This window comes from uncultured Arcticibacterium sp. (assembly GCF_964021845.1).
Classification (GTDB): Bacteria; Bacteroidota; Bacteroidia; order Cytophagales; family Spirosomataceae; genus Arcticibacterium.
The window spans coordinates 1,035,345-1,055,449 of the sequence record NZ_CAXHZC010000001.1 but is presented as its reverse complement, the minus strand read 5'-3'; the positions used below and the strand labels follow the sequence as shown (position 1 = coordinate 1,055,449).

General features: G+C 37.1%; 19 protein-coding genes. 8 read left to right on the top strand and 11 right to left on the bottom strand.

The genetic code is table 11. The features are described 5' to 3' along the window. Positions 1-51: 51 nt before the first annotated feature. Together AADJ06_RS04420 and AADJ06_RS04415 are read right to left on the bottom strand one after the other, a co-directional pair. The gene (locus tag AADJ06_RS04420) at positions 52-774 is read right to left on the bottom strand and encodes a DUF1080 domain-containing protein (protein ID WP_341225192.1); all 723 of its coding nucleotides are present in this window, start codon (positions 772-774) and stop codon (positions 52-54) included. A gap of 98 nt (positions 775-872) precedes the next feature. After that, positions 873-2,987 (bottom strand): Tex family protein, encoded by a 2,115-nt coding sequence (locus AADJ06_RS04415; protein WP_341225191.1) that lies wholly within the window; start codon positions 2,985-2,987, stop codon positions 873-875. An 83-nt stretch (positions 2,988-3,070) separates the two neighbouring features. On the opposite strand from AADJ06_RS04415, the gene AADJ06_RS04410 reads away from it, so the two are divergent. The 3 genes from AADJ06_RS04410 to AADJ06_RS04400 all read left to right on the top strand — a co-directional run bounded on the left by AADJ06_RS04410 (position 3,071) and on the right by AADJ06_RS04400 (position 5,736). Further along, the gene (locus tag AADJ06_RS04410; RefSeq protein WP_341225190.1) at positions 3,071-3,556 is read left to right on the top strand and encodes a hypothetical protein; all 486 of its coding nucleotides are present in this window, start codon (positions 3,071-3,073) and stop codon (positions 3,554-3,556) included. Between the two features lie 11 nt (positions 3,557-3,567). Beyond that, the gene (locus AADJ06_RS04405; protein ID WP_341225189.1) at positions 3,568-4,770 is read left to right on the top strand and encodes an NAD(P)/FAD-dependent oxidoreductase; all 1,203 of its coding nucleotides are present in this window, start codon (positions 3,568-3,570) and stop codon (positions 4,768-4,770) included. A 108-nt stretch (positions 4,771-4,878) separates the two neighbouring features. Next, a complete protein-coding gene (locus tag AADJ06_RS04400) occupies positions 4,879-5,736 on the top strand; it encodes a tyrosine-type recombinase/integrase (protein WP_341225188.1) in 858 nt (285 codons plus the stop codon). On the opposite strand, the gene pdxA is transcribed toward AADJ06_RS04400, so the two are convergent. Beyond that, positions 5,717-6,799 carry a 4-hydroxythreonine-4-phosphate dehydrogenase PdxA gene (gene pdxA, locus AADJ06_RS04395; RefSeq protein WP_341225187.1) on the bottom strand — a complete coding sequence of 361 codons (1,083 nt, stop codon included), beginning with the start codon at positions 6,797-6,799 and terminating at the stop codon, positions 5,717-5,719. The two genes, AADJ06_RS04400 and pdxA, sit on opposite strands and share 20 nt — an antisense overlap. 115 nt (positions 6,800-6,914) lie before the next feature. Here pdxA and AADJ06_RS04390 point away from each other — a divergent pair, with 115 nt between their 5' ends. From AADJ06_RS04390 to AADJ06_RS04380, 3 genes are all read left to right on the top strand, one after another. Continuing rightward, positions 6,915-7,847: an NAD(P)-dependent oxidoreductase gene (locus AADJ06_RS04390; protein WP_341225186.1), complete on the top strand. Its 933-nt coding sequence runs from the start codon at positions 6,915-6,917 to the stop codon at positions 7,845-7,847. A 1-nt stretch (position 7,848) separates the two neighbouring features. Further along, the gene (gene tnpA, locus AADJ06_RS04385) at positions 7,849-8,292 is read left to right on the top strand and encodes an IS200/IS605 family transposase (RefSeq protein ID WP_341225185.1); all 444 of its coding nucleotides are present in this window, start codon (positions 7,849-7,851) and stop codon (positions 8,290-8,292) included. 473 nt (positions 8,293-8,765) lie between these two features. After that, positions 8,766-10,577: a PKD domain-containing protein gene (locus tag AADJ06_RS04380; RefSeq protein WP_341225184.1), complete on the top strand. Its 1,812-nt coding sequence runs from the start codon at positions 8,766-8,768 to the stop codon at positions 10,575-10,577. Here the strand turns inward: AADJ06_RS04380 and metH are convergent. Beyond that, positions 10,571-14,326: a methionine synthase gene (metH, locus tag AADJ06_RS04375; protein ID WP_341225183.1), complete on the bottom strand. Its 3,756-nt coding sequence runs from the start codon at positions 14,324-14,326 to the stop codon at positions 10,571-10,573. The genes AADJ06_RS04380 and metH overlap by 7 nt on opposite strands. Positions 14,327-14,556: 230 nt before the next feature. On the opposite strand from metH, the gene AADJ06_RS04370 reads away from it, so the two are divergent. Further along, positions 14,557-15,021 (top strand): Lrp/AsnC family transcriptional regulator, encoded by a 465-nt coding sequence (locus AADJ06_RS04370; RefSeq protein ID WP_341225182.1) that lies wholly within the window; start codon positions 14,557-14,559, stop codon positions 15,019-15,021. Positions 15,022-15,040: 19 nt separating this feature from the next. Here AADJ06_RS04370 and ybeY read toward each other — a convergent pair whose 3' ends face one another. The 5 genes from ybeY to AADJ06_RS04345 all read right to left on the bottom strand — a co-directional run bounded on the left by ybeY (position 15,041) and on the right by AADJ06_RS04345 (position 17,804). Continuing rightward, on the bottom strand, positions 15,041-15,472 hold the full coding sequence (gene ybeY, locus AADJ06_RS04365; protein WP_341225181.1) for an rRNA maturation RNase YbeY: 432 nt from the start codon (positions 15,470-15,472) through the stop codon (positions 15,041-15,043). Positions 15,473-15,550: 78 nt separating this feature from the next. Next, the gene (locus tag AADJ06_RS04360; protein ID WP_341225180.1) at positions 15,551-15,850 is read right to left on the bottom strand and encodes a LytTR family DNA-binding domain-containing protein; all 300 of its coding nucleotides are present in this window, start codon (positions 15,848-15,850) and stop codon (positions 15,551-15,553) included. 336 nt (positions 15,851-16,186) lie between these two features. Continuing rightward, positions 16,187-16,801, bottom strand: a complete 615-nt coding sequence (locus AADJ06_RS04355; RefSeq protein WP_341225179.1) for a phosphatase PAP2 family protein — start codon at positions 16,799-16,801, stop codon at positions 16,187-16,189. Continuing rightward, positions 16,801-17,235, bottom strand: coding sequence for a DUF6691 family protein (locus AADJ06_RS04350; protein WP_341225178.1), 435 nt, complete (start codon positions 17,233-17,235; stop codon positions 16,801-16,803). The genes AADJ06_RS04355 and AADJ06_RS04350 overlap by 1 nt, the downstream gene beginning before the upstream one ends. A gap of 2 nt (positions 17,236-17,237) precedes the next feature. Next, complete coding sequence (locus AADJ06_RS04345; RefSeq protein WP_341225177.1) at positions 17,238-17,804, bottom strand: YeeE/YedE thiosulfate transporter family protein; 567 nt, start codon at positions 17,802-17,804, stop codon at positions 17,238-17,240. Between the two features lie 145 nt (positions 17,805-17,949). Here AADJ06_RS04345 and AADJ06_RS04340 point away from each other — a divergent pair, with 145 nt between their 5' ends. Then, the gene (locus tag AADJ06_RS04340) at positions 17,950-18,330 is read left to right on the top strand and encodes a hypothetical protein (RefSeq protein WP_341225176.1); all 381 of its coding nucleotides are present in this window, start codon (positions 17,950-17,952) and stop codon (positions 18,328-18,330) included. A 2-nt stretch (positions 18,331-18,332) separates the two neighbouring features. On the opposite strand, the gene AADJ06_RS04335 is transcribed toward AADJ06_RS04340, so the two are convergent. After that, positions 18,333-18,980: a Crp/Fnr family transcriptional regulator gene (locus AADJ06_RS04335; RefSeq protein WP_341225175.1), complete on the bottom strand. Its 648-nt coding sequence runs from the start codon at positions 18,978-18,980 to the stop codon at positions 18,333-18,335. An 89-nt stretch (positions 18,981-19,069) separates the two neighbouring features. Next, the gene (locus tag AADJ06_RS04330) at positions 19,070-20,086 is read right to left on the bottom strand and encodes a vWA domain-containing protein (RefSeq protein WP_341225174.1); all 1,017 of its coding nucleotides are present in this window, start codon (positions 20,084-20,086) and stop codon (positions 19,070-19,072) included. Positions 20,087-20,105: the final 19 nt, after the last annotated feature.

Below are 20,105 nucleotides of genomic sequence, written 5' to 3'. Positions count from 1 at the left end.
GCACCTGCTATTTTAGCAGGTGCATTCATGCTTATAGGCCAGATTAAGAACTTAAATCTCCCTAACCCTAATATTCTTAAAGTAAACCCTTTGTCCATGATGTTGAAACATCAAATGCCCTTCTTTGTCGGAATGATAATCAGGGTTTTCTTTGAATTTGCCTTTTGCTAATTCAGCATTAAGTTCTGGACTTCCTATTTGAAAATCGAGCACTTTTTCTCCGTTTAACCAATGCTCCACATGACCATTTTTATGGGTTAGTTTTGCTTGATTGTACTCGCCAATCGGCTTTAAAGTTTTTTTAACAGGTTTTATGACATCATATAAAGAACCCGCAGAACGAATAGCCGCGGTATCATTAAAATGTAAATCGTCTAGAATCTGAATTTCAAAGTTATTAAGCCAGTTTGGGCTGTTTCCATTTCCAGCTTCCATGGCTGCTATTTCTTGCACATGGAAGAATACGCCACTGTTGGCAGCAGTATCTACCGCCCATTGGTATTCTAATTCAAAATTCTCATAACGGCTTTTGGAAACTAAATCTCTATTGGCAGTGTCTGGGTTTGCTATCAATGCTCCGTTTTCAATGGTCCAAACGCCTTCGGGAAAAATATCTAAATCATAACCTCTAAGAGCATTGGTATTGCTACCATCAAAAAGAACAGTCCATTCTTTTTCGGCAATTTCCAGCTTTTCTTCAGTCGTTTCTGTGGAATTACATGCCGTAAATAGGCCAGCAAGTAATACCAAGAGGCATTTATGATTCAGATTCATTAAAAACAGGGTTGAATAGTGGGACGAAAGTAGGAATAAATATTACTTAAGATATAATTAATCGATGAAGCAGCCTATTCGGAGGATTTGAAGTACAACTAAACCTCCTTAATGCTCAAGGCTATACGTTTACGGGACGCATCTACCTCCATAACTTTAACCTGAACCTTCTGGTGAACGCTAACAACTTCGTTGGGGTCTTTGACAAATTTATTGGCGAGTTGTGATACATGAACCAATCCATCTTGATGAACACCGACATCCACAAAGCAGCCAAATGCAGTTATATTAGTCACAATACCAGGTAACACCATGCCTTCTTTTAAATCATCAATGGTATGAACATTGCCAAACTCAAAAGCTTCTAATTGCTCTCTTGGGTCTCTTCCTGGTTTAGCTAATTCTGCCATAATATCGGTCAAAGTAGGAAGCCCTACCTCAGCAGAAACATATTCCTTTAGGTTAATTGATTTCCTAATAGCCTCGTCTTCTATCAAAGTATTGATGGTAACACCTTTATCTTTTGATATCTTTTTGACTAGGTCATATCTTTCTGGATGCACGGCAGAATTATCCAAAGGGTCTTTTGCTCCATGAATTCTTAAAAAACCTGCGGCTTGTTCATAAGCTTTTCCACCTAATCGAGGCACTTTTAAAAGTTGCTTTCGAGAAGTGAATTTCCCGTTCTTCATTCTATAATCAACCACATTTTGTGCTAAACTAGGTCCTAGGCCAGAAACATAGGCCAATAAATGCTTTGAAGCCGTATTTAGTTCAACACCTACTGAGTTTACACAGCTCTCTACTGTGCTATCCAAACTCTCCTTCAAGAATTTCGGATTGACATCATGTTGATACTGACCAACGCCAATAGATTTTGGGTCAATTTTTACAAGCTCTGCTAAGGGGTCTTTCAGCCTTCGGCCAATAGAAACCGCACCTCTCACCGTTACATCTTTATTAGGAAACTCTTCTCTAGCTACAGCAGAGGCCGAATATATAGATGCTCCCTGTTCAGAGACTACATAAATACCTTTTACGCCCGTATTTATTGATTTTACAAAGTCTTCGGTTTCTCTACTAGCAGTTCCGTTTCCTATCGCTATGGCATCAATTTTATAATCTGCAACTAGTTTTTTGATTGTGATTTCCGCCTCGTTTTTCTTAAAAGTAGGGTACACCACGGTATCATAAAGCAAATCGCCCAGCTCATTAAGCACCACCGTTTTACAGCCAGTTCTAAAACCTGGGTCTAAAGCCAAAACGCGTTTTTGACCCAAAGGAGCCGATAATAGCAACTGCCTTAGATTAGTCGCAAATATCTGAATGGCAGCTTCGTCTGCTTTTTCCTTGCTTAAGCCATTAAACTCATTTTCAATTGATGGGTTCAGAAGTCTTTTGAAAGCATCTTCTATCGCTAGTTCTACCTGTTCTTTGCAGGCAGGCATGCCTTGCACATACTGTCTGTCTAAAATATTGAGTGCTTTATCGGTGTCAATATCTATACTAACTTTAAGGAAACCTTCTTTTTCGCCTCTTCTTAAAGCCAATAACCTATGAGATGGCACATTTCTTAAACTTTGAGAAAAATCGAAATAATCTTTATATTTAATTCCTTCGGTCTCTTTTCCTTTTTTGATTTTTGCAGATATAATGGCCTCTCTTTCAAAAATGGTTCTAAGCCTATTTCTAGATTCTAAGTTTTCATTAATCCACTCCGCCATGATGTCTCTAGCTCCTTGAAGAGCTTCTTCTTTTGATTTGACATCGTTGTTTAAGAATTGAGCAGTAAGCTGATCAAGGCTACTCTCTCTTTGTGCAAAAATACGTTTTGCTAAAGGCTCAAGACCTTTTTCAATAGCAATTACACCCTTGGTTTTACGTTTCTGTTTATATGGCAAGTAGAGGTCTTCCAGCTCTTTAAGGTGTAGTGCTTTGTTTAGCTTCGCTAATAAATTAGGTGTCATTTTGCCTTGCTCTTCAATAGAAGAAATAATGGCTAGCCTACGTTTATCAGCTTCCTGAAACTTTTCAAACTGCTTTTTAATATCCGCAATTTGAACTTCATCTAGTCCTCCGGTTTTCTCTTTACGGTATCTAGCTATGAAAGGCACAGTAGCACCTTCAGCCAAGAGCTGAATAGTTTGGTTAACCGAATTAGAAGAAACGCTGAGCGTTTGCGTTATATACGTAGTCTGAGAATTGTTAAGCATAGTTCTAAATTTCTTTGAGAGGTTGTACAACCTTTTTGTAAGAAATGTTATTTGATATTGTAACAGCAAAAGTGTCAATTATCATGAAGAAAGTCACCCTCATTATTACATTATTTTCCACATTCTACTTAAGTTCTTGTGACTCAGTTTCTCCAAAACTTGAATCTGATTTGGTAATTATTAGCGGGCAAAGTTTTGGGGAATGTCAAGGCGAGTGTACGCAGTATTTTGAGCTTAATGCTCAAAACGATAGCGTCTCGTTTGTTTCGCAGCCTTATTACGTGGATAATGCTCATGAGAAGAAAATATTTAAAGGCACATTAGAAGAAACAAGTTGGCAAGAAATACTCTCTGAATTAAATACAAAGACTTTTAGAAACCTTAATGAGGTTTATGGCTGTCCAGACTGTGCAGACGGCGGTGCGGAATGGATTGAAATAACTGATAGCTCGGGTGTACATAAGGTTACATTTGAATATGGACAAGAAGTAAAAGGCATTGAAAATTTGATAATTTTGCTACGCAATCAAAGAAACGCCTTATCAAAGAAGTACCTATCTCCGATTTAGATTATGACCTAGTGGTGGTTGGTGGCGGAGCCGCTGGCTTTTTTGCTGCTATAAATACGGTTTCTAATAATCCTGACCTTCGCGTTTTAATCATTGAAAAAAACAAAGAAGCACTACAAAAGGTCAAAGTATCTGGCGGTGGCAGATGTAATGTGACCCATGATTGCTTTCAAGCTTCAGAACTTGTCAAAAACTATCCTCGAGGCAAAGAGTTTCTCTTAAAACCATTTGAGAGATTTGGACCGAACGAAACCATAGCTTGGTTTAATAATAGGGGAGTAGGAATAAAGAAAGAAGCAGATGGCAGGATGTTTCCAGCATCAAATACTTCTCAAACCATTCTAGATTTGTTTCATGACGAAATAAAGCGATTAGGAATAGAATTACGCTGCCTAGCCCGTGTTACTAATTTTGAAAAGGGCGAAAGCGGTTGGAAGATAGACCTTCAAAAAGGAAGAAGCTTAAGAACTAAAAATTTGATGCTAGCCACGGGTAGCGATAGAACTATTTGGGAAAGTTTAAAGAAACTAGATTTAGAAGTGGTAGCTCCAGTACCTTCTTTATTTACATTTAAAATAGAAGACGAAGAATTAAGAGCTTTGGCAGGCAACAGCTTTCTGAATAGCAAAGCGAGTATTCCGGATATTGAAACTACGGGCCCTGCTTTAATTACCCACTGGGGAATGTCAGGTCCGTCTATATTGAAGTTATCGGCTTTTGCTGCAAGGGAGTTAGAAAAGAAGAATTATGTTTTTAAATTGAAGATGGATTTCTTGCCAGAGCTATCTGATAAAATGGTTTTAGAAACCTTGAAAAACTACCAAATAGAAAATCCTAAAAAGAAGGTATTGAATACGCCGCTTTTTGATTTGTCAAAACGCTTTTGGGAATTTTTATGTAATAAGAGTAATGTAACGGAACACCAAAATTGGAGTGAAACGGGGAAAAAGCATTTTCGTCTGTTTCAAGATAATCTAAAGAAAATGGTGTTTGATGTAACTGGGAAAAGTACTTTTAAAGAGGAGTTTGTTACTGCAGGTGGAGTAGACCTTTCTGAAATAAATCCAGATACATTTGAAGTAATAAAACACCCTACATTATTTATGGCAGGAGAGGTTTTAAATATTGATGCTGTTACGGGCGGGTTCAATTTTCAAGCAGCTTGGACAGGCGGATGGCACGTAGCCAAGGGCATTTCTAAGACAAAAGCTTGATTGAGTGGTAAAATGTAAACATTCGCATTAAATTATCAATCCATATATTTTAATAAGGTCAAACCTTCTATTATCTTTGTTTTAGAATTATAGCGAGATAAAACTGAAATGACCCACCTGATAGAGCGATTTACCGAGCACATGAAATCCGGTAAATATAATAGTATGACTGTGGCAGCTTATAGAAAAGCCATCTTCGTTTTTTACAACGAGGTGAGAGACCTGCCGCAAAGCAAAATTACAGACGAATTTATAGGTGATTATTTAAAAGATTTAGGGGAGAAAAAAGATAAGGCAGAAACCATCCAAGCAGGAAAAGCATTAAAGCTTTTTTATGACGTCATTTTCGGAAGAAAGCTAGGTATAAAGTCTACAGGAGAATCTAAAGACCAAAAGTTACCAGAAATTTTAACTAGAAAAGAGGTTAAGAAGATACTTTATACGGTTACTAATATCAAGCACAAATCCCTTTTACTTCTTATTTACAATTCTGGCCTAAGAATAAGTGAAGCCATTAATTTAATGGTGGACGATATAGATATGGAGAAATGCACCATTAGGGTGGTAGATAAAAATGAGGATAGTAGCCGTGTGCTGTCCTTAGCTCCCAATATTATAGATTATCTTAAAAGGTACTTTGTGAAAAGTAAACCCGAGAGCGTCCTTTTTCCTGGTGAAAAGGGAAAACCATATAGCTCTAGAAATGTGCAACTGTTTTTTCAAGCTGCTTTAAAGAAATCTGGAATAGATAAAAATGCTACCGTGCATACATTGAGACACAGCTATGCTGTACACGCTTTAGAGGCTGGAATGGATATTCACTTGTTGCAATACATTTTAGGACATAGGTTTCTTCAAACTACATCTGTTTACAATCAAATAGCTAATGTAGATGTGAGTAAGCTTAGAAATCCAATTCAAGACATTAATCTTAACGAAGGAGAATTTACTTTTTCTCTTTATTAGATTTTATAATTCGCTGAATTTTTATCGGTGAAATAGCATTCTCCGTTAAATCTTTATGCTCTGCTCTATTTTTATATATCTCTACTGCCGAGAATATAGCTTGTAGCATTGAACCTGAATCTGCTTCTCCTTTTCCTGCTAGGTCAAAAGCTGTTCCGTGGTCAGGAGATGTTCTAACAGCAGATAAACCTGCGGTAAAATTAACTCCAGAGTCGAAAGCAAGCATTTTGAAAGGTGTTAAACCTTGGTCATGATACATTGCTAATACGGCATCATATTGTTTCCATTGTTGTGTAGCAAAGAAACCATCACTAGGGAACGGTCCAAAAACCAAAGTTCCTTTTTTACGGTACTCATTTATTAAGGGCTCAATTATCTCAACTTCCTCTTTTCCAAGCAAACCATTTTCGCCAGCATGTGGATTAAGTCCTAGTACAGCAATTTTGGGTTTTTGAATTTTGAAATCAACTTTTAAGCTATTGAGCATCAAATCCAGTTTAGTCTTGATTTGCTTTTTATTGATGTTCTTTTTGACTTGCTCAATAGGAATGTGACCAGTAACAACACCTAAGCGTAACTCCTCACTTACTAAAAACATCAAAACATCTTCTGCCTGAAATTCATTAGCTAAGTACTCCGTATGTCCTGGAAATTTGAAACCTTCTCCTTGCGTATTATCCTTTGAAATTGGAGCAGTAACTAAAGCCTCTATATAACCACTTTTTAAATCTTGAGTAGCTCTATCTAAAGCTTGAAAAGCTAATTGGCCCGCTTCCTTTTGAACCGTTCCCAGAGCCAGTTCAAAGTGAGGTCCGTTGTAACAGTTCACAAGGTTAATTTGTTTCTTATTAAGCTGTCGGGTGTTTTGAACGGTAGAGAAAAGCCAATCATTATAGCCAAGTAAGCTTTTGTACTTGCTTAAATGTTTTCCTGAGCCATAAATAACTGGCGTACAGATTTTATTTATAGAGCTGCTTGACAAAGCCTTTATGATAACTTCTGGGCCAATGCCGTTAATATCTCCAATACTAATTCCAATTCTGGGAATGTTGTCGCCTTCCATAGGGCAAAATTTTGCGGTTATGTCTAAATTGCCAAAGTTAAGATAAAAAGTGACGTTTAGGAAGAAAATCTAGACGGATACATCAGCAAATTAGCCAAAGGGCTATTCCAAAGAAATGAGAATTTTAATAGTAGATGAGATGCATCCTTCCATAGTGGAAATGCCAAAGGCCTTAGGTTTAGACGTAGATTATTACCCGAATATTGCTTTTGAAGAGGTATTGGAGCGTGTAGGGGTTTATGATGGCCTAATTATCAGAAGTAAGTTTGCTATAAATGAGGCGTTTTTATCGCATGCATCAAATTTGAAGTTTATTGGTAGGGCAGGGGCAGGTTTAGATTTAATAGATTTAACCGCTTGTAAAAAGGCTGGAGTCACGGTTTTTGGAGCCAATGAAGCCAATAAAGTAGCTGTAGCGGAGCATTTGATAGGAATGTTGCTCTCTTTATTGCACAAAATCAATACGGGAAGTAGAGAGGTTAAAGAAGGACAGTGGAACAGGGAAGCAAATAGGGGGGAAGAGCTTTTTGGAAAAACGGTGGGTATTATTGGCTACGGAAATAATGGGCAAGCTACCGCTGAAAGGTTAGCTGCTTTTGGCTGCAAAATTTTAGCGTACGATCGCTATAAATATGGTTTCGGCACACATGTGATTACAGAGTGCGATATGCCTGAAATATATGAGAAGGCAGACATTGTGAGTTTGCACATTCCATTAACCAAAGAATCTGACAAATGGGTGGATAAAGGATTCTTTGATAAATTTGAGAAGCCTATCATATTTTGCAATATAGCCAGAGGTGAAATAGCTGTTTTAAAAGACCTAGTAGCCGCCATGCAGGACGGAAAAGTAAAAGGAGCATGTTTAGATGTGCTAGAAAACGAAAAGCTGAAAACTCTCACTGAGGAACAGAAGGCAAGCTTCGATTATCTGGCGAATCAAAATAATGTAATTCTGACGCCTCACGTAGCCGGATGGAGCACAGAGTCTTATGTCAAAATTAATGAAGTTTTAAGAGATAAGATTAAGCGTCTTTTAGAGGTTTGATATGAGCACATTCACACAAATATTATATCAAGTAGTTTTTTCTACCAGAAATAGAGAAAGAAGTCTATTGGTGCAAAACAGACCAGTTCTATTTAAATACATTTGGGGAATTCTAAAAGAAAAGAATTGCCATCTATACAGAATTAATGGCGTAGAAGACCATATTCATATTGCTTTCTCACTACATCCCTCAGTTTCTCTTTCTTCATTAGTAAAAGACATAAAGCTAGCATCTTCAAAAATGATAAAGGAGCAGGAGTTGTTTCCTTTCACAGCTTGGCAAGAAGGTTATGCAGCTTTCACCTATTCTTTAGACGCCAAAAATGATTTGATAGAATACATCAAGAATCAAGAAGAGCATCATAAGAAAGTGGATTTTAAAGAGGAGTTAATTTCTCTTTTGGAAGAATTTCAGATAGAATATGATGAGAAGTATTTGAAGTAGTTTTATTCAACCCCTTAGGGGTTGTGCATCTAGCTATTTTTTTTTATTCATATTAAACCCCTTTGGGGTTCGTTTACTTCGAATATTTTTTCGATGTTTTATGCAAGCCCGCATGGGCTTGAATTTGAATAGAAGGAAAAGTAATCAGAGAATTAGGAAGCCTGAAGGGCTTCAATAATATTTACCAAGGATAAAATTCAACCCTTTCGGGGTTGCGGTTTCTGTACCTTCGATATATTTTCTATTCACATTAAACCCCTTCCGGGTTGGTTAACTTCGGATATTTTTTCGATGTTTTATGGAAGCTTGCATGGGCCTGAAAGTGAATAGGAATAAAACAAAAATAAAGAATTTGAAAGCCTGACGGGCTTCAAAATAAATTCATCAGCCAGTTTTTCTTACCGTATAATAATTAAAGAAATACTAGAGGATAAAATTGTTTATGTTTACAAGACATAATTTACACAATTGATATGCTCACTTATATTTTAGTCTTTTTAGGGTTCTTGTCAGCTGAAAAAGATACAGTTTCTCCTCCTATTTCAAAATATGGTCATGCTAATTCAATAAGTGCGGGTAATCCAGTTTCCTTGAAATCAGATGTTTCTGTTCAGGCAAACTATAGTTATGTTGAAAATAATTCTGTAAGAATTGTTTATGATTCTGTCAATCAAGTTTTTTATACGAATACGTTCGGAGGTGATATTTATAGAATTCGTGTTATAAATGGTGTACCCCAATACAGAGAATTATTTATACCTTCTAGTCAGCACTTGATAAATAGGATGCAAGGACTCATGTTTTATAATTCTGCATTATATATTGTTGGTAATGAAGCTGACGATGCCAATAAAAGAGGCAGGGGAAGAGTAATAAAGGTTTCTTTTGACAGCAACGGAAATAATAAGGCCTTCACCTACATGTTAGGTACAGAGTATTATGCTTCTTCTACCACGCTTTTTGACCATGCTTTTAGTGCTATTACTTTAAATGCGGCCAAGGATTCTCTTTATATAGCTAGTGGTTCTAGAACTGACCATGGCGAAGTAAAAGATGTTGGGGGGATGTATCCAAACTTGAGGGACGAACCTTTAACAACTAAAATTTTTGCAATTCCGATAACTGCAAACAACATTTACCTTCTGAATGACGAAACCTGGTTGCAAAATTCCGGATATATATACTGTGAAGGTGTTAGGAATGAATTTGATATGGCTCTGAATGCAAAAGGTGAACTCTTTGGCGTAGAAAATATGGGAGACCGTGATGACCCAGAGGAACTTAATTTACTTAAAAGAGGTAAGCATTATGGCTTTCCATGGCGAATGGGTGGAAATATTACACCTCAGCAGTTCACGCCTTATGACCCGTCAACTGACAAACTTTTGCCAAGTAATTTGGGCTTCCCTGAAGTCTTTCATAATGACTCAACTTTTCCTGTTGCACCCAACATTGCATTTGAAGAACCTATCCCAAGTATTGGACCTGATGCCAATTGGGTAAGGAATCCTGTATCTGGAGTTTTTGAACAAAAAGATACAATCACCACTTTTACATCGCATAGGTCGCCTTTAGGTTTCAATATAGATGTGGATAGCGTTTTGGCTTATCCGTATAATGCTTCTGGTTTTGTGTTGGCATATACCGAAGGAAACGGACCTTCTGGATATTTGAATAGTGTAGACCCTGGTGCCGATTTGTGCCAAATAAAGTTTTTGACTGACCAAAACACAGGTAAGTATATTGTTCAGGTAATTAGGCTTGTAAAGGATTTTGACCGAGTTGTTGATGCCGTTTTAGTCGGAACCGAAATGTATGTTTTAGAGGAAACTGGCCATATTCATAAAGTGTCATTTCAGGCCTTGCAAGCACCGGTGCCTAGTTTTACTTCAGTAATAGACGAGGAATGTAAACTAAAAGTAAACTTTACTACCACTTCAATAGAGAATTACGAAACAGTCTATTGGGATTTTGGAGATGGAAGCATTTCTACAGATGTTGACCCAACTCATCAATATGCTAACTCAGGTAGTAAAAACGTAAGCTTAACATTAGGCAATGCCGCTGGTTCAAACTTTACAGTGCTCAATGTTAATATCCCAACGCTTGTCTCCCTCTCAGGCAATTCCGTTGAGACTAAAGTATCAGGTATTGAAAAAATAGAAACGACTCAAAATGTTCAAAATCAAGAGCTTTTTGCCAAAAAATCAATCCAAATGAATACAGGGTTTCAAACTTTACCAGGAGCTGTTTTTAGCTCTAAAATAGCTGAAGGATGTCAATAATTCAAAGCCGGCGATAACCACTTCTCTGCATCTTCAATAGTAACTCCTTTCTTAGCCACATAGTCTTCTATCTGGTCTTTTGTTATTTTACCTAGACCGAAGTATTTGCTATCTGGATGACTGTAATACATACCACTTACGGCAGATGCTGGCCACATGGCTAAGCTATCCGTTAAAGTAAGGCCAATGCTGTTTTCTACATCTAAAAGCTGAAATAACGGCCTTTTTAAGGTATGATCAGGGCAAGCTGGGTAGCCAGGGGCAGGTCTAATACCGGCGTATTTTTCTTTGATAAGCTCTTCGCTTCCTAGTGTTTCTTCTGCAGCATAACCCCAGTATTGTTTCCTTACTTTCTCGTGCAGTAGTTCTGTGAATGCTTCTGCAAATCTATCAGCTAAGGCTTTTACCATGATGCTGTTATAATCGTCATGGTCGGCATCAAATTCCTTTGCCTTTTCATCAGCTCCGAAAATTCCAACAGCAAAACCACCGAAGTAATCTTGCTTACCACTTTCTTTTGGAGCCACGAAATCCGCTAAAGATAAATTAGGGAGATTCTTTCCTTTTTTTCCTTGCTGACGTAAGTGATGGAAAGTTGCTATTTCCTTTTCTGTATTTGGGATATATACTTTATGGTCATGCGTTAAAGAAGAACAAGAACTAGAATGTCCTTCGTCATTGACCGTGAAATCGTACACTATTTGAGCATCAGCTCCATCAGTATTAGAAGGCCAAAAACCTATGACACCTTTGGCGGTAAGCCACTTTTCAGAGACAATCTTTTTCAGCATGGCTTGAGCATCTGCAAAAAGTTTTTTGGCTTCATTCCCAACTACCTTGTCTTCCAAAATCTTTGGATACCTACCATGTAAATCCCAAGATTGAAAGAATGGGGTCCAGTCTATATAATCTACTATTTCACTTAAATTATAGTTTTCAAATACTTTTTGACCTAAGAAAGTAGGCTTTTTGATTTCTGTATTTGACCAGTCAATCGCCATTTTATTGGCTCTTGCTTGCTCTATTGTGATGTAAGTTTTAACAGTTTGTCTGTTAAGATATTCTTCTCTGAATACAGCGTAATCAGCCTTGTATTTGGCTTTAAATTCCTCTTCTTGGCCTTTGCTCAATAAGCTACTGGCTACAGGAACAGATTTAGAAGCATCTAAAACATGAATGGCTGGGCCAGAATAATATGGGTCAATTTTTACGGCAGTATGAACTCTAGATGTAGTAGCACCTCCTATCAATAAAGGAATTTTCATTCCTCTTTTTTCCATCTCCTTAGCCACATAAACCATTTCATCAAGCGAAGGCGTAATCAAGCCACTAAGACCAATAATATCAACGTTATGTTCTACAGCAGCATCCAATATTTTATCGGCAGCTACCATCACACCAAGGTCAATGATTTCAAAATTATTACAAGCAAGTACTACGCCTACAATGTTTTTACCAATGTCATGCACATCACCTTTTACGGTGGCCATGAGTATTTTACCATTGTTTTTGGCAGTATTTCCTGTTTTACGTTTTTCTTCTTCTAAGAAAGGTAGGAGGTAAGCCACCGCTTTTTTCATTACTCTGGCAGATTTTACCACCTGAGGCAAAAACATTTTACCAGAACCAAACAAATCACCTACCACGTTCATTCCGTCCATTAAAGGACCTTCAATCACCTGTAGAGGAGAAGGGAACGACACTCTCGCCTCTTCGGTATCTGCTTCAATAAACTCTACCACACCACGTACTAAGGCGTGCTCTATTCTTTTTTCAACCGGTAGTGAACGCCATTCTTGAATAGCTTTTTCTGTTTCTACGTTGGTGCCTTTTAGCGACTCCGCCATATCTAGCAAACGCTCGGTGGCATCGTCTTTTCTATTCAATAGGACGTCTTCTACCGCTTCTAGAAGGTCTTTTGGTATATTATCATAAACCTCCAACATGGCAGGATTTACAATCCCCATGTCCATTCCTACCTTGGTGGCATGGTATAAAAATGCAGAGTGAATCGCCTCTCTTACTTTATTATTTCCTCTGAAAGAGAAAGAGACATTACTTACGCCACCACTCACATGAGCATGCGGTAAGTTCTCTGTTACCCATTTAGTCCCTTCAAAAAACGAAATAGCGTTTATTCTATGTTCTTCAATACCCGTAGCTACAGGGAAAATGTTAAGGTCAAAAATGATGTCTTCCGGTGGGAAACCTACAGTATCTACTAAAACATCATAAGAGCGTTTGGCTATTTCTATTCTACGTGCTGTGGTGTCTGCCTGCCCGTCTTCGTCAAACGCCATGACAATAACCGCTGCTCCAAAGTTTTTACAAATAGTAGCTTGACGCACAAATTCTTCTTCTCCACCTTTTAGGGAGATAGAATTGACAATTCCTTTTCCTTGAATACATTTCAATCCAGCCTCAATGATTTCCCATTTAGAGGAATCTACCATGACCGGAATTCTTGAGATATCTGGTTCCGATGCCATTAGGTTTAAGAAAGTAGTCATACTTTCTACGCCATCAAGCATACCTTCATCCATGTTGACGTCAATTACATTGGCACCGCCTTCTACTTGGTCTAAAGCTACAGAAAGAGCTTCTTCAAACTTCTCAGTTTTAATCAAGCGTAAGAACTTCTTAGAACCTGTTACGTTTGTTCGCTCTCCCACATTGACAAAGCCTAATTCTTTCGTCAAAGTCATTGGCTCTAGTCCACTTAACCTTAATAATTGCTCTGGGTTTGACTTCTTTCTTGGTTCATATTCTGCCGCTATTCTAGCAAACTCCGCTATATGGTCCGGCGTGGTTCCGCAGCATCCTCCTAAAATATTGACATAACCTTCTTCTAAAAACTCACGAACTTGCTCTCCCATAAACTCTGGGGATTCGTCGTAAGCACCCATTTCGTTAGGTAAACCTGCATTAGGATACACACTCACAAAGCAAGAAGCAACGCGTGACATCTCTGCCAAATACGGTTTCATGGCTCTAGCACCTAAAGCACAGTTTAAGCCTATAGATAGTAAGTCGCCATGCTTCAGCGAATTATAAAAAGCTTCTGTTGTTTGACCCGTTAAAGTTCTACCAGATTGGTCAGTAATAGTTCCCGATATCATGATAGGAATATCAAAACTTGGGTCAGTTTTTTGCTTCTCAGCAATTACCAATTTTGCTGCATAAATAGAGGCTTTACTGTTCAAAGTATCTGTAGAAGTCTCCATTATTAAGACATCGGCTCCACCGTCAATCAATGCTTCCGCCTGCTCTTTAAAACAATCAACTAACTGGTCAAAAGTGATGGCTCTAAATCCAGGGTTATTCACATCAGGAGAGAGCGAAGCCAATTTAGTGGTAGGGCCCATAGAACCACCTACAAACCTCGGTTTATCAGGATTCTTGGCAGTATACTCATCACAAGCTTTACGAGCTAAAACGGCACTTTCGTAGTTTATTTCTTTTACGAGGTGTTCCATTTTATAATCTTCCATAGAAACCCAGTTAGCACTGAAAGTATTGGTTTCTATAATATCGGCACCAGCCTCTAAATATTCCTTATGTATAGCCAAAATAACATCTGGACGAGTTAAAGAAAGTAGGTCATTGTTTCCTTTTACATCCTGTGGGAAGTCCTTGAATCTATCACCTCGGTAATCTTCATCAGACAGCTTATAACGCTGAATCATGGTACCCATAGCACCATCTAAGATTAAAATTCTTTTGGTGATTTCTTCTTTTATGTTCGGCATACTATTAAAATTCTATCGGTTTTGTCAAAAAGTAGGAAAGAAGTAAATGGCGATTTTCGTGAACAATCTTCAGCCAGAATAAACTCGTTTATCCTACTTAATTTTAAATCTGCCTGCAAAGATAGAAGAAAAGATAAAAAACGAGGTGATTATTCTTAGGAATAGATAAATTATCTGCAAATGATAGGTTTTTCTTGTTGATTTATCTAAAATTGAGCAATAATTGCTATATGATGAAATTTGACCAAACAGATAGAGATATTCTGAAGTATCTTCAAGAAGATGCAAAACTTACTACTAAAGAACTTGCTGGAAGATTAAATTTATCTCCCACACCTGTATATGAGCGTATAAAGCGTTTAGAAAATGATGGTGTGATAAAGCGGTATGTAGCCGTGGTGGATAGAGAAAAAGTAGGGAAGGACCTTATGGTGCTTTGCAATATCCGACTGAAAGAGCATGAACAAATGGCAGGGGCAAAGTTTGTCAAACAAATAACGGAATTACCAGAGGTAGTAGAATGTCTTAATATTTCTGGTGATTATGACTTCTTAATCAAAGTTGTGGTAAACGACATGAGAGAATACCAAAGTTTTATCATGAATAAACTGGCATCTCTAGAAAATATCGGAAGCACGCAAAGCATTTTTGTGATGGGCGAGATTAAGAATGATAATAGGTTTTTGCCGGATTGAGTAAACTTTAAATCTGTGTCTAATCTGTGAAGTCCATGTTCCATAACCTTAGAGAGGCTTCCTCCATCTCTCGCATAAGCTTCGCATCTTCATCAGATTTGTCCTTATATCCGCAAAGATGAAGCAAGCCATGTGCTAGAACTCTTCTTAGTTCATTGTCAAAAGTAGTTTTGAAACTTTCAGCGTTTTCTTTAACTCGGTCAATGCTGATGAAAATATCGCTTTCTATAATGCCTTCTTCTTCAGAATTATCAAAAGTTATGATGTCTGTATAAGTGTCGTGATTAAGGTATTCCAAGTTGATTTTATGAAGACCTTCGTCCGACATAAAAATGTAGTTCAAATCTTGAATTTTGAAGTCTTCTTTCTTAGCAATTTCCTTTAGCCATGCTTTTACCTTTAGCTTTCCTTTAAGGTTAAATTTGATGTCTTGCGACTGGAACGTTATCATGAAAACAAAAGTATTACATGTTTTCTGAATCTATGAATTCATCCCAAAGTCTTTTTTGACTGAATGGATAGAATTTCTCTAGTAATTAAACTGAGAGAGAATTTGCTTTCTTCTTCTTGAAATTTTTAGAACGGTATTGTCAACTAGTGTTACGGAATCGCTTCCTATGTGTTTTAAATAGCCAGAGTTTATAAGGGTTCCTTTATCTATACGTTTAAACCGCTGTGATGGTAGCTGCTCTTCGAACCTTTTTAAGGTATGGCAAGAAACTATTTTGTTACCGTTTCTAAGGAAAAACTCAGTATAATTAATGTCGGATTTCATATAAACAATCTCCGCAATTCTCACGGGTTGTTTGCTTACTTTTATCGTTTTCATATAACTAAAGTCGTTTGGCTTGGGTTAGATTTTAAGATTCAGTTCATAAAACTGAACTTAATTTGTGAGTTATGCCATAGGCAATTAACGAATTGAGGTAATTCTATAATCAAACATCTATCTGAGACAATGGAGTACTTAATTTCGGTCTAGAGGGAATGAAGAATTTTGTGTGAAGAATAAAATTATCTATTCAATTAAACTGCGGTGCCCTTATTTTTGGATACTAGATACAATTGCCCTTTGAATTTTAATTTTGTTTAGAAAAAAGGTAAAATGTCGGAAATAAATAAGGTACTATTTGCAATAAACAACAACCCTGAACCTACGAAAACACTATTTTATCATCAGCTCTTCTAAACCAAATCGATAAACAAAATGAAAAATAAAACCAATTCCCACACCCAATATAGCTCCTAATGCCACTTCTGGAATACTGTGACGTTTGAGGTGCAACCTAGAATAGCCAATTAGTATGGCAAACAAATACATTGTAAAGGCGGCAGAGGTTTCTACCTGTATCATCATGGTGGCTAATAGGAAAGAGAATGAAGTATGCAGGGATACTTTGATTTTCTTATTGATAAAGTAGGAAGAGAGCGTTAATAAGAAAACTGGAATAATACCGCATTTGATAAGCCATGTGCTGTTTATCAAAAACAAATAGCCCATAAAAAGAGCTAGTAGAAAAATAGAAAATATATATAAGCTATTCCGTTTCTTTTGATTTGACACATCAAAATTCTCGTAATCACCTTTTTTCATTTTATAAATTAGGAAAACTACGATTGGCAATACGTAACCGATAATTAAAGTCAAAGTTAATCGCCATGCTTTATCGCCATCAAACTCTCTAAAATTGACATAGATAGCTGCTAAACTACCGAGTAGGATAGGGTGTCCGATGCTTGATATAAGATGGGAAAGAAATTGTTCTGCCTTTAGTTTCATTAGTGTGGTAGCTTATTCCTAAACCTTCCATAAACCCATACGCCAGCCAACGCAGCTAAAAGTGTAACTGCTGTACTTAGAAATCCGGCACCGATTTGTGCATAAATAGGACCAGGGCAAGCACCTGTTAAAGCCCATCCAAGACCAAAAAGAAAACCACCAATGATTTGGCCTTTTGAAAAGGTTTTAGGCATTATAGATATAGGCTGCCCTCCCAGGGTTTTGATATTGAAACGTTTCAGTATTTGTATAGAAATGATACCCGTAAGAATGGCTGAGCCTATTACGCCGTACATATGAAAGCTTTGCAAGCGAAACATTTCTTGGATTCTAAACCATGAAATGACTTCACTTTTGACCAAGATAATTCCAAATAAAAGACCGGCTATTATATACTTAATGTTGTTTGCTGACGAATTCGTTTGATTTTCCATGATTAGAATAATTTAAAGATGATTGGAAAAAGAAGCCATGTGGTAAAAAAACCACCTACCATAAAGAAAATGGTTGCCACTAAAGAAGGCCATTGTAAGTTTGAAATCCCCATGATAGCGTGCCCTGAAGTACAACCACCAGCATATCGAGTTCCAAATCCAACTAAAAAACCTCCTACTACTATAAAAATCAACCCTTTCAAGGTGAATATGTTATTTAAACTAAAAATATCACCAGGAAGCATGCCCTCAAACTGTGTTACACCTAAAGCTTCTAAATCCGCTATGGTTTGAGGGTTTAATTGGGCTGTAGTTCCATCAGACAAAAGATTGGCGGCAACAAAGGCTCCTAGAATTACGCCTCCGGCAAAGAAAAACAACCACTTTTCTTTTTTCCAGTCGTACTGAAAGAAAGGTATTTTGCTAGGTATTATTGCGGCACAAGCATGCCTTAAACTGCTTGATATTCCAAAAGCCTTATTACCCAATATAAGGAGTAGCGGTACGGTTAGACCTATTAATGGACCAGCCACATACCATGGCCAAGGTTGTTTTATTATTTCTATCATGTTTGATTGATGACGCTTGATATGCCTAACCCAAAAGTATAAATAATAGTTCAAGTATAATTTTAAGGGTACAAAGTCATAAATAATGGAAAAAATCAAGAAACCTTTCAACCATGTATGTACTTTAGGGGTCTTCTAAGCACTTATGAAAGCAATAGCGTACATTTTTATTCTTTTTAGTGTCATGGCCTGTAAAAAGGACGATCCATTTCCTGATGGTAATGGTGACATTCAAATTAGAATTTGGAACGGTTCGTCATGGGGCCTAGATGAGGTTTTTGTAGATACTAGCGATGGTCAGAATGATTTTGGTAATTTAGAATCAAACGGAAAATCAGAGTATAAGAGGTTCGATTCAGCTTATCGTTACGCTTTTGTTTCTTTTAAAATAAATGGCAAAGCATACCTCATTCAGCCTACAGATTACGTGGGGGAAGTACAACTAGAAAAAGGGAAATACACCTATAAAATTTCAGTAACTGGTTTAAACTCTGACTATGCACTTTTAGAGTTCATTGAAGATTAGAGCTATTTTTCTGCTAAAAGTTCTAGTTTATTTCTTGACAGTTTCACTCTATCTAGTTTTTCTAATTGTTTCAATAATCTAGAAACTACCTCTCTTGAGGTGGCTAATTCGTTGGCCAGTTCTTCATGTGTGGCGTAGAGTATTCTCTTTCCTCCAGTAATTTCTATTTTCTTCTTAATCAAGTCTAACAATCGCTGGTCTAGCTTATGAAAAGCTATGCTGTCAATAGTCTCAAGCATATCTTCAAACCTTTTTTGATAGGTATTAAAAACAAAAGTTTTCCAAGTGCGGTGCTGGCAAAGCCATTCATCTACTTTATAGCTAGGTATTGATATCAATTTTACATTCTCTTCAACCTGAGCTATTATCTCACTGGTGTTTCCCTGCTGGCAGCAGGTTAAAGACATAGCACAGCTGTCTAGCCCACCAATGTAGTATAATAAGACCTCTTTACCTTCATGATCTTGTCGCATAATCTTAATAGAGCCTTCTAAAAGGATGGGTATGAAACTCATAAGACCACCAGGTTTCATTAAATATCCACCAGCCTCCATTTCAACATAGGTTCCATGTTCATGAAGCTCTTTGATAAGGTTCGGGCTGAAAATTCCACTGAATTTATCCTGATAAAAATTGATGTCTAGTTTCATTTGTCTATTAATTATGTATCTCCAAAGTAAAACAATAAAAAAGCTCTCCAGTTTCCTGAAGAGCTTTAAATATATGATTAAATGAAATATTACTTTATGGTGGTTATTTCAAATTTAAGTTTAGCGGGTGAGTTCCTAGGTATAACTTGTTGGTTTCTAAGATACTCTAGGCTATATACATTGGAAATGACTCTTGAAAATTTTTCAAAAACACCTTTAGCTTCACCAATAGTTTTAGGGAAACTCGCTGTACCACCGTTTCCAGACAACTTCGTTAGAATATTTTGGTCAACACCACCATCTCCGTCAAGGCCAATTGCAAAACTTGTGATTTTATAATCGTTTTTGTCTGACTTAATTCTGTTCAGTAAATAGTCCACATTTACATTAGGAGAGGAGTTGTTGTCTGAACCGTCGGTAAATACAAAAAGAACTTTACTTTGAGAATCTGAATCTTGTAATATGTCAATTCCAATATCTACGGCATCATATAGCGTGGTAAATTTACCTTGAACCAATGAATTAACGTAAGACTTAAGTTCTTCACGTTGGGTAGTTAAAGGATGTGATTTAACATCATCTGCAAAGTCAACTACACCCATTTTTACAACTTCTCTATCGTCAAAAACTTGGTCAATGAAATCATTGGCGTAGCTTTTTATAGTAGAAAAATCAGCACCTAAAGATTCAGAACGGTCTAAAACTAAGACAACAGAAATATCTTCAGACTGGTCAAAATCCATTGTAAATTCGATGTCCTTTTTCCAAACGCCATCTCTTAATTCGTAGGCGGTGATATCTTCTATGTTATAATTGTTTGAGTTCTGGTCAATAATTCTAAAATTATCTATCTCAACCTTCGTAAAAGAACTACCTTCTGCTGTTCCTTGGAACGTTTTACTAAAATCAATCTTAATTTCCCTTGAGGTATTTAGTTCATCAAAACGCACCTCGGGTGTTCTACCTGAAGTATTCCAAAAATCTAAATATATTTCGAAAGTTGAACCCTTAGGGTTTGGATCGTTTCCTCCACCGCAGGAGAAAAGACTGAATGACATAGCTAGAACTGCCAACCGCAGAAATGCGGAATTGTTGAAAAGCTTCATGTTAAATTTTATTTTGTTA